Here is a 14209-nt window from a genome sequence, read left to right as displayed (position 1 = left end):
AGGGTCCTTGCAAGAAGAGTGACACAAAAAAATACAGTAAGATTTAGCCTTATAGAATATCATGGTTATAATGGATTAATGCCTTAATTTAAAAATGTTTGGAGTAATATATGGCAAGCATGTTAGACGCTGTAGACCAAAGAACCAAGTTGGTTGGTGAAAACCGTTTGGAACTACTGATGTTCCGTCTTGGTGGAATGCAAATGTTCGCAATAAACGTGTTTAAAGTTCAAGAAGTCGTCATGTTGCCTAAATTGAACTTAATGCCTCATAGACATCCATCTGTAGCTGGCGTCACGCATTTTCGCGGTAGAACCGTACCGGTTATTGATTTATCTGAATCTATTGGTATGCGTCCTATTGATCGTACCCAACCATGTAATTTAATTGTGACCGAGTACAATAATACGGTACAAGGCTTTATGGTGGGAGAAGTTGATCGCATCATAAACATGAATTGGAATGAAATTTTACCGCCACCTGACGGAACAGGGCGTCAGCATTACCTGACCGCGATTACTCGGGTGAATGATCGTATCGTCGAAATTATTGACGTCGAAAAAGTACTGGCTGAGATTTCACCTTATGACAGCCGAGTGAGCGACCATATCATCGATAAAGATCTACTCACTTTGGCTAAGGGCTTGGAAGTGTTAGTGGTTGATGATTCCTCAGTCGGTTTGGCGCAATGTCGTTCGACGTTAGACTTTATGGGAATTACGGTTCATGAAGCAACGGATGGTAAACGCGGCCTTGAGAAATTAAAAAAATGGGCTGCTGATGGGGAAATTGTTCCTGAAAAACTACTCATGATGATAACCGATGCCGAAATGCCAGAGATGGACGGTTACCGTCTGACCCGTGAGGTTCGCGAAGACCCTAGATTAAAAGATCTATACATTGTTTTGCATACGTCGCTGAGTGGTAGTTTCAACAAAGCCATGGTGCAAAAAGTGGGTTGTGATGACTTTTTGTCAAAATTCCAACCAGATAAACTGGCCTCCTTGATCCAAGAAAGAATTCGAAGTGTGGTTGAAAGAGAGTAGCTTCTTGTAAATTATATTTGGTGATTTGGATAAAAAGCAGGCAGATGCCTGCTTTTTTTATTCTGCTTTCTTATCGGATAGTGTGCTTGTTATGTTTACCATTGAACTTATCTTTCTATTAATTTTTATTGGTGCTGCCACAGGTGCTGCTTTTGCTTCGGTTCATGTCTCACCAGCACTCATTGCCATTCCTACTATTGGCTTCTTTTTACCTGTCTTTGGACTTTCGTTTTCAGAGTATGTGTTGCCTATTGTCGCCACTTGCATCACCGCGTTCATACCGACGCACTTATATTCTTGGATACAGGCGATGAGACGACAAGACGTCGATTCCCAGTGCCTCATTTACTTTGCGCCTGGAGTGGCAATGGGCGCAGTGATCGGTGCTCAGCTTCTCTCGATCACAAACCTATTAACCTTTAAAGTAGCGTTTTCGTTGATTGCACTCATGGCCGTGATCAATGCTGTATTCGATATGCGTCAACGGCAAAAAACAATTTCATTATTCAACAGGCTGGGGCGTTTGCCTACTGGCCTATTTATTGGTGTTTTATCTCTGTTGTCAGGTAATGGTGGCGGTGTACTGGCTAGAAGCCTTTGTACACAAAAAAACATAACATCAAAGAATCAACAAGGCACCATTGATGGCCTTGTCGTGTTTGCTTCTATTGCGGGTATGGTGGGTTTTATTTATCCTGCTCAGACCATTAATAACCTAGACGAGTCAGGCTTTGCTGGTGCTATACATTTACCTTCTATGTTGATATTGGCATGCTGTCATGGTTTTTTTTATTGGCTTTGTCGCCACCAAAACAGTCGATTGGATAAAAATGTTTTGTTGATCAGCTTTATGATTTTTATTGCTTGCTCTGCCATGCGGATGTGGTTTTTATAGACACGAGCACTGCCATTTGCCACATAGAATTTGAAAAGCTAGCCTCTAAAATGGCGCGTTTTTTCATTATTCTTCACACTCAAATGGCATATAATAGGTCAAGACTTCAAACAAAAAGGTATGACATGAAAAACACGAGCGATTATGGTGTATTGATGATGAATTTAGGGACACCGGATGCACCGCAGACAGCCGAGGTTCGCCGTTATCTAAGAGAGTTTTTGTCTGACTCTCGTGTTGTAGATTTAAATCCTTTACTTTGGCAACCCATTCTTAACCTTATTGTATTAACGTTTCGTCCACCAAAAGTCGCCAAGGTGTATCAGCAGGTCTGGATGGATGAAGGCTCACCACTGCTCGTACTCAGTCAGCGTCTAAAAGAAAATGTCAAAAAAGCCTTGCTTGAAAAAACTGGACACTCTATTCCTGTTGAATTGGCAATGACCTATGGTAATCCCAGTGTTGAAAGTGCCGCCAACAAATTAAGAGAACAGGGCGTTAAAAATATCCTTGTTATGCCTATGTACCCTCAATTTTCGGCGACCACAACGGCGGCCGCCTACGACAGATTGATGAAATCGTTGAAGCGCTGCCCACACTGGCCATCCTTACAGTTGCTCCATGATTATGCGGATCATCCTCTGTATATCAAAGCACTTTGTAATTCCATACGCGCACAATGGGACAAACAGGGAGAGCGGCGTCATCTTGTGTTTTCTTATCATGGCATTCCTAAGCGTTATGTCACCAATGGCGACCCTTATTCGCGTCGTTGCGAAACAACAAGCCGTTTGGTCGCCGAAGAGCTTGAGCTAGGAGATCATGAATGGACGCATGTGTATCAGTCTAGATTTGGTCGAGAAGAATGGTTAAAGCCCTACGCCGATGTTACATTGAAGGCTCTACCTTCTATGGGGATAAAGAAAATAAATGTGATTAGTCCTGCTTTTTCCATTGATTGCATTGAAACACTGGAAGAGGTCACATTAGAGTTAGGCGATGAGTTTAAACATAATGGAGGTTTGGCATTTGACTATATACCTGCATTAAACGATTCGCCTGATCAAGTAGACCTTTATGTGAGTTTAATTGAAAAAAATACCAAGCAATGGGCACCAGATGATCTTAAATAGCACACTAATTGACACCATCGCCTTTGATGCCGACGATACGCTTTGGCGCAATGAAGATATTTTTATTCATGCCCAAGATGCGTTTATTCATCTACTTTTGGCCTATCATGATGAGTCTTACATCCGCTCTCATCTAGGCGAGGTTCAAGTGAAAAATTTAGAGCACTTTGGTTATGGCATCAAAGGCTTTACTCTTTCAATGATAGAGACAGCCATAGAGCTGACAGAAGGGCGAATTACGGGGAATGAAATACACGAGATCATTCAGCTTGCAAAATGCATGCTAGCGTCGCCCGTTGAGTTGTTACCCAATATAAAGAACGTGTTAGAGCAACTAAAAGGACAGTATCGCTTATTGGTGATCACCAAAGGGGATCTTCTTGACCAAGAAAGTAAATTGGCCCGTTCTGGCATAGCGGATTACTTCGATGCCATTGAAATAGTCAGCGAGAAAACCTCCACCGTTTATCAGCAAATACTTCAGCGTCATCAGATACCTGTTGAGCGGTTTTTGATGATTGGAAATTCTTTGAAATCGGACATTTTACCGGTTCTTGATCTTGGCGCCCAAGCGCTTCATGTGCCTTACCACAGCACTTGGGAGCATGAACAAGTCAATGATGAGATATTGTCGCGTTATCGTAATTTGCCTACATTGAGTGATATCAGTCAGCTGATGGATTGGTTAAAAACGCCGTCTCTAGATAACAGGAGGGCTGTATAATGAAACAGATAAAAGCCGTCATTTATTCGCTTATTTTTATTTCCAGCGTTGCGATTGCAGATGAAGAAAGCCGCTTTGACAAGGCCAAAGATGGCGTACAAAAGATGTGGGAAAAAACCAAAACAACCACGTCAGAAATCGCAGATACAGCAACTGAAAAAGCATCAGAGTTTGGCAATAAAGCGTCTGAGTATGGCAGTAAGGCATCGAAAGAGGCTAAAGAGACAGGCGTAATTGTGTGGGATAAGCTGCAAGAGGCTGGAGAAGCAACAGCGGACAGTGCCAGAAAAGGTGCGTCAAAAATTAGAAGTCTAGCAGGACAAGAAGACTGCAAAGAAGACAGTGCGCTTTGTGATCAAAATAAAGAGTAGCGCGTGCAGGAAGAAGACAGCAAGTTAATAAAGGGGTCATCAAGTAACTGGGAGCAAGAGTTCCTAGAGCAGGGTGACGATGCCCATATTAAGACGGCTAAAATTCGTTATCGATGCCCAAAATGTGAGAGCCTGCTAGTGTTAAAAACAGGCGCAAATGGCGAGTTTTGGGGCTGTGAATCCTACCCAAACTGTGACTACACGGCGAATAACGAAAACGGTAAGCCTGTCAGGGCAAAGAGGTATTTTTGCCCTGCTTGTCAGTCGCCTCTTAGAAAAAAAAGCTTCAAAGACAATGTTTTTTGGGGGTGCTCCAATTACCCTGAATGCAAAGTCACCGTTGAAGATGACAATGGCATTCCTTCAAGTACAAAAAAATATCCTTGCCGGGTTTGTGGCCACTATCTAGTGAGAAAAAAGAGCAAAAACGGCTATTTTTGGGGATGTATTACGTACCCAGTTTGTACTAATACATTAAATGATGAAAAAGGGTTACCTGTTTTAAAAAAGAGGCGTTGACCCTTTTTTGCTTGTTGGTGCATTTATTTATTGGCCCATTTAACGCCCGTTCGCAATATCCGATAACGCGTCATCAATATTGTGAAATTGAAAACGAAAACCTCGTTTTTCTAATTTTTGAGGGGCGATTTTGGCACCCTCGGTCAATAAAGAGGCCATCTCTCCAAAAATAAGATTCAGTGTCCACCTAGGAGTGGGCAACACAGCCGGACGATTTAATGAGCTGGCATAGGCTTGGGAGAAGCGCTTCTGGGTAATAAACTGTGGAGCGACTAAGTTGTACGTGCCTTCATAGGATGCATCGCTCATAGCCGCCATAATAGCGCCTATTACATCGGCGATGTGTATCCAAGAAAACCACTGCTGCCCGCCCGCAATCGGACCTCCAAGTCCACATAAAAAAGGCAGGCGCATTTTTTCCAAAGCGCCTCCATTCCCCAATACGACGCCTAACCGAAAGACCACCACTTGGGTTCCGTCATCAATAAACTCATTTGCCGCGTCTTCCCAAGCACGACAAAGCTCATGGGCAAACCCTTGTTTTGGCATGGTTTCTTCAGTAAACGTGCCATGTCGAGAAATGCCATAAAATCCAACAGCTGACATGGATATGAGGCGTTTGACAGGATGCTTAAGTGACAACCGCACTTGCTTAGTCAAAGTAACACGGCTTTGAAAGAGTGCTTCTTTGCGCTTTGCCGTCCAAGGGCGTGCAGCAATATTTTCGCCCGCTAAGTTGATAAACACATCGATTTGTTCATCCAGTGTTTGTAACGATGATAATGTAAGTTGAACTATGCTTGGATCCAAGCGAGTGTCCGACGTCTTTTTAACGAGTGCGTATAGCTGATGATCGTTTTTAAGAAGCTCTTTAGTTAAATACTGACCAACAAAACCTGTCGCCCCAGACAATAGAATCTTCATTTACCTTATCCTGTGGATTGCAATGGTCCTTAGTGTACGCATAAAAAAAGAAATAGGATCAATAACTTCACAAATTCGCTTGAAGGAGCGTTTTTTTATCAATTTCGCCAGAAGATTTTAAGGTTTTTTAATATGCAGCTTCTTTTTCTAAGATAGGATGGCTAAAATGGAGGAATCGAGAAACATTAGGTATCAAAATGCTACGCAAAGAATACGATCACATCATACTTCTTGCACATGGAAGCCCAGACCCTCTTTGGAAACAGCCCTTCGAATCACTCTATCAGCAAGTTGCTCAGGCGTATGGCGAAAACAACGTTAGTTTAGCTTATATGGAGCTTACCGCGCCTTCATTAGAAGATGTGATAGATATATTGGGCAAAGAAGTCCGTCACATTGCTGTATTGCCTTTGTTTTTAGCCGTGGGACGTCATCTTCGACAAGACGTGCCAGCGCAAATAGCATTGCTGCAGTCCGATGATTTGCAAATAGAGTTATTACCACCTATTGGCGATGATGTACTAGTGAAAAACGCCATGCAAACCGTCATTGCCAATCATTTAGGTAAGGTCTAAATATGCCATTAGTTTTTGATCGTTTATGGAGCCGAGTGCATGCTATTTAGACACTTGCCTGATGAAATATTTCAGGCATTAAGCGGCTCAAATAGGGCATTGATTGAAGCGGTACTGAATGATTTGGCGGAGGTTTTTTATGACCATGCTGAAGACCCAATAAAAGACAAATCAACGATTATCGAATCGATTGAAGATACGCTTCACAAATTAGACACCCTCGCTTGGCATGATGAGCAAAAAGAGTCCTTTGACTCGCCAAAAACAATTCATGACTACGCGCTAAGAATTTACCATCGTTTAGTCAATACGGGGTGGCTGGTGGAAGAACAAGAGTTGTATCGTGTCAGTGTACTAATGACACCGCAAATCTCTATGTTACTACGCTCCCTTGTTGAAATCAGTCGCCATGGTAAACGTAATTATGGCGCGACCGTTTTAAGTATTCTTAGTAATTTGGAATCCGTGGCGAAGCATCCAAAAGAGCGTGGCGTCACATTACGCCAGTCTGCGGAGGCATCAAGGGATTTTTCTGCGCATTTGAATCAGATATTGCTGGGCATTCGGAGCTTGCAAAGAGAGCTTTTTGCCAGTCGAGATCCGAAAGCAATCGTGGCTGGATTCTTTGATTTGTTTGTAGAAGGGATATTGATCGCCGATTACAAAACCATCAAGACCAGCAACAACCCATTTCGATTTAGACGTCAAATCCTTGAATTGACTCAAGAGTTTTTAGGTAACCCTGAAACAATGGGGCAGGTCGCGCAATGCTATGTGGACCAACAGTTGATTACCATGGCGGAAGCGCAAGCTATGGTAGAAAAAGACTGCCGGGACATCATTCAAACCTTTAGTAACATAGAGCAACGTCTAGAACGCATTGACGAATATCGTTACCGTCTAGAAAAACGCGCTGCCGATACCGCCCGATACATGGACAGCTCTAGACCTGGTATGGCCAACAAAGTGGCTGGCATCATTACGGATATAGCAAAATACGAGAAATTACCTGTCTTAAAAGAAGTGATTGGTGCACGCTTTGTCGGCATGGCTTCTGCGGCACAACCAACGAAACGTCGAGAGCCACCACCACCTCGCGTGATGACACCATCAGAAGTGTCTGCCGATGCCATAAAAATGCGTGATCAGCAGCGCCGCTTCCATGAAGCCCGTCAGGTCACTATTCCCAAAATGCAGAGCTACTTAGACAAGCAAATCGCAGCAGAGAATAGCAAGCATATTCTGGATTTTACCATTGAATCCGTTGAAGATTTTGTTTGCTTTGACCATTTACGCTACGTCGGCTCTTTGGGGGTAAGCGCTAAAAAAATAGAAGACTTGTTTGAAGTCCAGTTTACCAATCAATATGTAGACGTGCATGATTTTGTTGAATGCCGGGAATTTACTGTCGTACGTAGGAGCAATGCGTAATGCTTAGAGAATTAAAAAAAGTGGTTGAAGAATCCGGCAAAGATGCTCAAGAGTTTCAACAAACAGCAAATTTCGTGATTGCCAACCAATTTGCCAGCGCCTACAAGCACGGTCAACGTAAACATTATTTGCTTTTAGAATCTTATCAGGATTACTTCGATAACCTATTTGATGCCCTAGGGATGAAGCTTTACATTAACGAAAATGAGCGTCTTGCCGGTGTCTTACCCATTCAGAAAGAAGCGTTTGTTCGTTTGAAAACCGACGAGACGCTATTTTTGCTTGTTCTTCGCCAAATCTATGAAGAAAAAATAGAGAATTTCGAAGTCGATAATGGCTTTGTGGCCACTAACACCCACACCATTCTAGATCGCTTTGTGCAGTTGGTTAAACGTGAAATTCCGAATGAGACTCGCTTCAAAGATATTTTGGCGTTATTCAGTCGGCACGGAATCGTCATTCGCGGCAAAACCTATGAAGAAGACAGCAAAAATCAAATGGTCAATATTACGCCTGTGGTTAGACTCATTGTTACCGAAGCGTACCTAAGGCAATTGGAGTCATTTAATGGCACCGATCCGGATGAAGACGAAGTGGCCGATTCAGATGCTGAAACAGAAACAACGCAAGAAACCAATCAAGACTAGGGCCAAAATATGAAAAAGTTAAATCGAATCGTATTAGTAAATTGGTACCTACTTGGTGCAGAAGAAATTAGCATTCGTGGTAATACCGCTATTATTGGACCCACGGGCTCAGGTAAATCGTCTTTACTTGATGCTATCCAAACTGTATTGACGGGCGCCAGTAAGCGTCATCTAAATTACAACGCCAGTGCAAACGATGGTAAAGCCAGCGGACGCAGTATTCGTTCTTATATATTAGGGATGATAGATTCAGGTCAAGCCAATGCAAAAGTCTTTGGCACTCAACCAAGACAAGATGCGACCAGTTACCTTGCCTTGGTATTTGAAGACAGCATCACAGGGAAAGAGTCCACTGTGGGGTTAGCGTTGAGTGCATCGCTAGCGGCCCCTGAAGAAGATGTACTAGGTCGCTTTGTACTGTCGAATTTTGGTGCCAGAAAAACGGATTTTATTGATGCGATGGAAGGTAAGAGCTACAAGGCGAAACCTTGGATCGAAGTACGAGAAACGATGAAAAAGGTGTGCCTAGACCCCTACATTAAATCCGGCAGTGCATCCGCAACGCAATACATTAATCGTTACCTTGAAGAACTCAGCCCAAGTCCAGATCATCTTATTACACTGGACAGCTTCCTAAAAAACTTCAAAAACGCCCTGAAGTTTGTGCCAATTGCGTCACCAACTCGTTTTGTGCAAGATTTCGTTCTGGCAGAAGCCCCCTTGCAGGTTGGGGCCTACCAGAAGTCTTTGAATGAATATCGTCATCTAGAGGCAAAGACGCTTGAAGTGTCTAAGCGTATTGATGACCTAAAACTGATTCAGCAAGATTGTGAAAAAAAGCATCAGCAAGAACAAAGTGCCATCAATTATCAGTGGATTGCCACCGAAGCGCGTTTTGACGAGCTGGGCAGTAAGCAAGATGACATCCAAGATCAATACGAGCTCCAAAAAGAGCGCGAAGAAGAGATTGAAGAAGAACTTGCTACGCAAAGCAGTCTGTTAAAACAGCTGCAAGCGCAGCTACTCCGCTTTGAACAACAATATGAGCATTCTGATGTTGGTTTGAAATTACAGCAGCTAGAGCAAAGTAAAAAGTTACTTACGCTACAAGGGCAGCAGGACCAAAAAGCCATTCTACAAGTACGTCAATTAACTCTGCTGCTTTCTGCACTGAGTTCTTTTGAAGATTTGCTGTCTAAAGAAACCAATACGCTTGTTAAAGAGTTTGCTGGTTTTACCCATTTAATTACTGAAGATGGACGAGTAGAAGGCAACTTAAAACCATTAACGCAAAAGCTTATTGCGCTTAATGAGACACTAGACCTTGAGAAGTCTCAGGTATTTGCGCAACGTTCCGAGTTAAATCGGACCATACTGAATTTAAAAGATGAGTGTAAACAACTAGAGTCTGATGTTTCTTCTTTGAAAGGTGGCGTCAGTCCACTCTCTCAAAATACAAAACGTTTAATGGCTTTATTAAAAGACGCCAACATTACCGCCACACCGTTGAGCCACTTAGCCGAAGTGACGGACAGAAAGTGGCAAGATGCGATTGAAGGTTATCTTGGCGCTCAGCGTGAAGCATTAATTGTAGAGCCCGAAGACGCAGAGGAGTCGATTCGAATATTCCGCGCCCATCGACGTCAGTTAATGGGATGTCGTGTTGTTGATACGACCCAAACTCGACTCTGGTTAAATCGTGGTGATAACAACTCTGCATTACGCTTTATTCGTTGCAACAACGATCATGCTCAGGCTTATCTAAATCGCCGTTTAGGCGGTATTAAACCTGTGGAAACAGAACGCGAGTTATTGCGTGAAGACAGCGCTATGACCGCCGATGGGATGTTGAAGCTAGCGGGGACCATCTCTACCATACGTTTTGTACCTCACATGATGGTGGGCATCAATACAGAAGGTATGCGTGAATCTCGTGAAACACAGCTCGCCAGCTTAAGTAACGAGCTGATGAATTTCCTTAAAGCGGATCAACGCTTAGAGCAAGCCGACTCTTTGCTTGGTCGCGTTATGGCAAATAATCAATTTGACGCGGAAAGCATTGGCAGCGCAAGTCATACGGTTACTCGCTTAGCGCAAGAACTGGAATCAGTTGAAGCAGAAATATTACAGTTACAAAAGCACGATGATACCGACCTTCAAGAACGTATTGAGGAGCTTAAATCACGCATCGCTAATGTGGAATTAGAGCGTAAGAAGCTGGACCGCGAACGTCAGCAAATTGCAGAGCAGTTTGGCGCATTAAATACACAAAAAAGCCAATTGAGTTCAGCATTAGCCGCACTTGATGAGGAGCGAAATCGCTTAACATCAAATCCAAAATACGATGCTGAATTCGCCAGTGAACGTTATGCCTTATTAGAAAGCAGCATGGTTAATGGTGCAGCCATTTATAAGGAAGCAATTAGTCGAGCTGAAAAGGCAAACGAAAAGGCCCGCAGCTTCGATCAAAAAGTGCGTAAAGAAGTCGCAGATCACTATGGTAAATATCACCATGCTAACTTAGACAACGATGTCCAATTAGACTATTTGGAATCTAAGTTTGAAGAGTTTGAACATTATGTGTCCTACCAAATAGACATCTTGAGTGAGACAGAATTGGCGAAATACGCCAAGCGAGCTGAGCTGGCTCGTAAAGAGGCAGAAGAAACGTTCCGCTCCGATTACGTGTCAAAGTTGAAAGACTCTCTTGATCAAGTGGCTCACATTATTCGAGAGCTTAATCACAGTCTGAAACGTCGTCCATTTAACCAAGAAATTTACCAATTTCGCTATTATCCGAATGGTGATATGAAGGATATTCTGGATCTTGTTGAGCGCTTCAGCGCACAAGATCAAGCCAATGTAGGCGGATTATTTGATCCTCATTTAAGCAATGACCCGGATCACATCCGCGCAATTGCTTCCATTCAGGAGCTCATATCGGATGATGAAAAGCAGCAGGATCTTGCAGACTATCGTAAATTCTACAACTTCGAAGTGGACATTTTAGACGCTGAAGGTAATAAGAAAACCACATTGAGTCAGCGCATTCAAACCGGTTCGGGTGGTGAGCATCAAATCCCATTTTATCTGGCGATTGCCGCAGCGCTATCGACTACGTATCGCTTACATGAAACGATGGAAGGTGAGATTGTGGGTGGTTTCTCGTTAGCCATGTTCGACGAAGCCTTTAATAAGATTGATATGGTAAAAACATCGACATGTATGGGATTCATGAAAGACATAGGCCTCCAAGTAATTGCGGCGGCGCCAGACGATAAACGCGCGGTGATGGCGGCTAACATGGATACTATTATCAGTGTATGGCGTGAAGGTGGAGCGGTTTCTATTGATGTGGCTTACCCGAAAGAGAAGGGGCAAGTCCTACTTAACGGTCAGTCTGAAAATCTCACTGTGCCAGTATGAGGGGGCATTCTATGCTAGTGCAAAATCAGATAGAAGAACGCATCAAGGAAAAACTCGCTGTGCATCACATGTCGCTCGAAAATGAGAGCTATATGCATAATGTTCCAGCGGGAAGCGAGTCACACTTTAAATTGGTTCTAGTGAGTGACGAATTTGAAGGGAAGAGATTGGTTCAGCGTCACCAGCTTGTTTACGGGGTTTTGCAAGACGAAATGATGAAAATTCATGCTCTTGCTATGCACTTGTATTCACTTAAAGAATGGAGCGAGCGCAATGCGTTGGCTCCTTCATCGCCAAAGTGCCACGGAGGCGAATAGGGTAAATAACCTTATTTCGGTCAACTAATGAGTATTTCAGTTTCAGTTAATGATGACACTAATGCGGTAACTATTTCTATTGTAGGTAGTTTTGATTTTTCATTATTCAATGATTTTCGAGCCGCGTATTCTAACCTTACAAAAACCTATGCTCTATATGTAATAGATATGAGTACGGTTGAATACTTAGACAGTGCCGCGCTTGGCATGCTGTTAAGCATGCGAAATGCTATTGAACAAGACAGCAACATACAACTCAAAGGGGCGAATGTTTTCATTAAGAACATTTTAATGATTTCTCGTTTCGATAAACGCTTTGATATTCAATAAAGGTCAGATGAATGAAATTATTATGCGTAGACAGTGAACCCGTTTATCGCGAAATCATTTCTTTGTGTGCTGAAAAAGAACATGTCATTGTGCAAAGTGTGGCAAGTTATGACGAGGCCATCACGGCTTTTATCGAGTATGTGCCTGACTTGGTGACACTCGATGTCATTATCAAGGGTGGTAGTGGTTTTGATTTGGTAAAACAGCTTAAAACTCTTTCGGGCAGCCGTTTTGTGCCGATGATTTTTTTGGCTTCTCATACCACAGACTCGGTAATGGATAAGTGCTTTAAAGCTGGCGCGGATGACTTTATTCCTAAGCCCTTTAATGAAGTACTTTTCAATATTCGACTGAAAACTCATATGAGACATGTCGAACTAATGAAAGAAATGTATCGAAAAAACAAAGCCTTAACTTATTATCAGACCATGATAGAGCGTGAGCATGAGATGGCACATCATGTTCTTGATCATATCCAAACGCGCAGTGAGAAAAACTCTGATCAAGTTGCAATAACAAGACTGTCTGCCGCCAGTTTTAACGGTGATTTAGCCTTAGTAAAAACACGTTCTGATGGGGCTCGCCTTGTGTTTGTCGGAGATTTTACTGGCCACGGATTGCCCGCTTCGATTGGTGCATTACCCGTGATGCAAGCTTTTTTTGATGCGGTTGATGATTTGCTCGATATCAATCAATTAGCCATCAAGATAAATAGAATATTATTTGGCATTTTACCAGATTATATGTTTTGTGCTGGCTATCTAATTTTAATGACAAAAACGGGAGAGCTAATCTATTGGGGCGGGGGAATGCCAAATGCTTTTATTCGTCGTATAGATGGCACCTTTGATTATTTGTGTTCAAATCATATGCCGCTCGGAATCTTACCAACACGAGAGTTTGATGCAGACTTACAGTACAATAGACTACACTCTGGAGATACACTGATTATTGTGTCTGATGGGGTTTTAGAGCTGAAAAATGATCAAAACGAGATGCTTGGAGACGAAAAAGTGAAGCACCTTATTGCGCATTCTTATGCCGAGGAAAACTTGTTATTAGCCCAACAATTAACGGAGAGCAAGTTGGCAGAGTATCGCGGAGAATCGGTCCAGCTTGACGATATTACTCTGGTTGCCTTAAGAAGTGCCTGCTTACAATAACTCGTGTAAGCAGGGAGGTCATTAGTTTTTCTTGCCGCTTTTTTTCTTGTTCTTGTTGCCTTGTGCTTTTGGTTGGGCCTTTGGAAATGGTCGTTTTTCAGGTTCAGTTCTTAACACTAAAAACAAATCAGTAACCACTTCAGGTATTTGAGCGATACAGGAGTTTGTCAATTTTTCGCTTTGTCTAATTTGCACAACTTCTTCATCATCAAACAAATCAGACGCTACCATAATCGGCAATAAAAGCTCGGCAACAACTTCTTCTTTTTCAGACTCAAACCAATGGCTTTCTGTCATGAATACGCCTTCCATGAAGCCTGTGGCCCACTCCTGTAATTCACTTAATTCTTCTGGTGATGAGCCCATCTCAAGCTCACAGGGCACCATAAAACCTTCTTCGGACTCTAGTTCAATTTGAATATCAATAAAAAGTCGAGAAAGATACTGAAGTATTTGTTTCTCTTGTTTTTCATTGTCAAATTTGGGAGTCTCTTCAAAAATCACTGGCAGCCACTTTTCTTCGGCTGTCAAAACTGGACAAATAGATAACGCTGTTAAAAAACCATGCGCCATAACAAAGTTCTGACATTCTTCATGAACTTGATCTGACTCCAAAAAATCTTCTAACGTCTCTAACTCAAGATCATCAAGAGGTTGGTGTGCCATGTAGATGTTTCCTTAATACAAATTAAGTGTTTGATTCTAGCG

General features: G+C 42.6%; 15 protein-coding genes. 13 read left to right on the top strand and 2 right to left on the bottom strand.

The window, feature by feature from the left end; genetic code table 11:
• The first annotated feature begins 110 nt into the window (after positions 1-110).
• The 6 genes from DK187_RS15400 (at position 111) to DK187_RS15375 (ending at position 4688) form a co-directional block, all read left to right on the top strand.
• Entirely contained in the window at positions 111-1046 is a 936-nt protein-coding gene (locus DK187_RS15400; RefSeq protein WP_111608226.1) for a chemotaxis protein CheV, read from the top strand.
• 91 nt (positions 1047-1137) lie between these two features.
• The gene (locus tag DK187_RS15395; RefSeq protein ID WP_162623530.1) at positions 1138-1941 is read left to right on the top strand and encodes a sulfite exporter TauE/SafE family protein; all 804 of its coding nucleotides are present in this window, start codon (positions 1138-1140) and stop codon (positions 1939-1941) included.
• A 125-nt stretch (positions 1942-2066) separates the two neighbouring features.
• Positions 2067-3074, top strand: a complete 1008-nt coding sequence (gene hemH, locus DK187_RS15390; RefSeq protein WP_111608224.1) for a ferrochelatase — start codon at positions 2067-2069, stop codon at positions 3072-3074.
• Positions 3061-3798: an HAD family hydrolase gene (locus tag DK187_RS15385; protein WP_111608223.1), complete on the top strand. Its 738-nt coding sequence runs from the start codon at positions 3061-3063 to the stop codon at positions 3796-3798. The genes hemH and DK187_RS15385 overlap by 14 nt, the downstream gene beginning before the upstream one ends.
• On the top strand, positions 3798-4169 hold the full coding sequence (locus DK187_RS15380) for a hypothetical protein (RefSeq protein ID WP_223232372.1): 372 nt from the start codon (positions 3798-3800) through the stop codon (positions 4167-4169). Before DK187_RS15385 ends, DK187_RS15380 begins: the two co-directional genes overlap by 1 nt.
• Before the next feature lie 3 nt (positions 4170-4172).
• The gene (locus tag DK187_RS15375) at positions 4173-4688 is read left to right on the top strand and encodes a DNA topoisomerase family protein (protein ID WP_111608221.1); all 516 of its coding nucleotides are present in this window, start codon (positions 4173-4175) and stop codon (positions 4686-4688) included.
• A 39-nt stretch (positions 4689-4727) separates the two neighbouring features.
• Here DK187_RS15375 and DK187_RS15370 read toward each other — a convergent pair whose 3' ends face one another.
• A complete protein-coding gene (locus DK187_RS15370) occupies positions 4728-5612 on the bottom strand; it encodes a TIGR01777 family oxidoreductase (protein ID WP_111608220.1) in 885 nt (294 codons plus the stop codon).
• A 197-nt stretch (positions 5613-5809) separates the two neighbouring features.
• Here DK187_RS15370 and DK187_RS15365 point away from each other — a divergent pair, with 197 nt between their 5' ends.
• Genes DK187_RS15365 through DK187_RS15335 form a run of 7 tightly spaced genes read left to right on the top strand, consistent with a single transcriptional unit; the run spans position 5810 to position 13501 of the window.
• Positions 5810-6187: a sirohydrochlorin chelatase gene (locus DK187_RS15365; protein ID WP_111608219.1), complete on the top strand. Its 378-nt coding sequence runs from the start codon at positions 5810-5812 to the stop codon at positions 6185-6187.
• Positions 6188-6226: 39 nt separating this feature from the next.
• Positions 6227-7618 (top strand): Wadjet anti-phage system protein JetA family protein, encoded by a 1392-nt coding sequence (locus tag DK187_RS15360; protein WP_111608218.1) that lies wholly within the window; start codon positions 6227-6229, stop codon positions 7616-7618.
• Complete coding sequence (locus DK187_RS15355) at positions 7618-8265, top strand: DUF4194 domain-containing protein (protein ID WP_111608217.1); 648 nt, start codon at positions 7618-7620, stop codon at positions 8263-8265. Before DK187_RS15360 ends, DK187_RS15355 begins: the two co-directional genes overlap by 1 nt.
• A gap of 9 nt (positions 8266-8274) precedes the next feature.
• Positions 8275-11691, top strand: a complete 3417-nt coding sequence (locus DK187_RS15350) for an SbcC/MukB-like Walker B domain-containing protein (protein WP_111608216.1) — start codon at positions 8275-8277, stop codon at positions 11689-11691.
• A gap of 11 nt (positions 11692-11702) precedes the next feature.
• Complete coding sequence (locus tag DK187_RS15345; protein ID WP_111608215.1) at positions 11703-12008, top strand: BolA family protein; 306 nt, start codon at positions 11703-11705, stop codon at positions 12006-12008.
• A 27-nt stretch (positions 12009-12035) separates the two neighbouring features.
• The gene (locus DK187_RS15340) at positions 12036-12338 is read left to right on the top strand and encodes an STAS domain-containing protein (protein WP_111608214.1); all 303 of its coding nucleotides are present in this window, start codon (positions 12036-12038) and stop codon (positions 12336-12338) included.
• A gap of 11 nt (positions 12339-12349) precedes the next feature.
• Positions 12350-13501 (top strand): SpoIIE family protein phosphatase, encoded by a 1152-nt coding sequence (locus DK187_RS15335; protein ID WP_111608213.1) that lies wholly within the window; start codon positions 12350-12352, stop codon positions 13499-13501.
• 21 nt (positions 13502-13522) lie between these two features.
• Here DK187_RS15335 and DK187_RS15330 read toward each other — a convergent pair whose 3' ends face one another.
• A complete protein-coding gene (locus DK187_RS15330; RefSeq protein ID WP_111608212.1) occupies positions 13523-14167 on the bottom strand; it encodes a UPF0149 family protein in 645 nt (214 codons plus the stop codon).
• Between the last annotated feature and the right edge of the window lie 42 nt (positions 14168-14209).

This window comes from Marinomonas arctica (assembly GCF_003259225.1).
Classification (GTDB): domain Bacteria; phylum Pseudomonadota; class Gammaproteobacteria; order Pseudomonadales; family Marinomonadaceae; genus Marinomonas; species Marinomonas arctica.
This window is presented reverse-complemented; position numbering and strand designations above follow the sequence as displayed.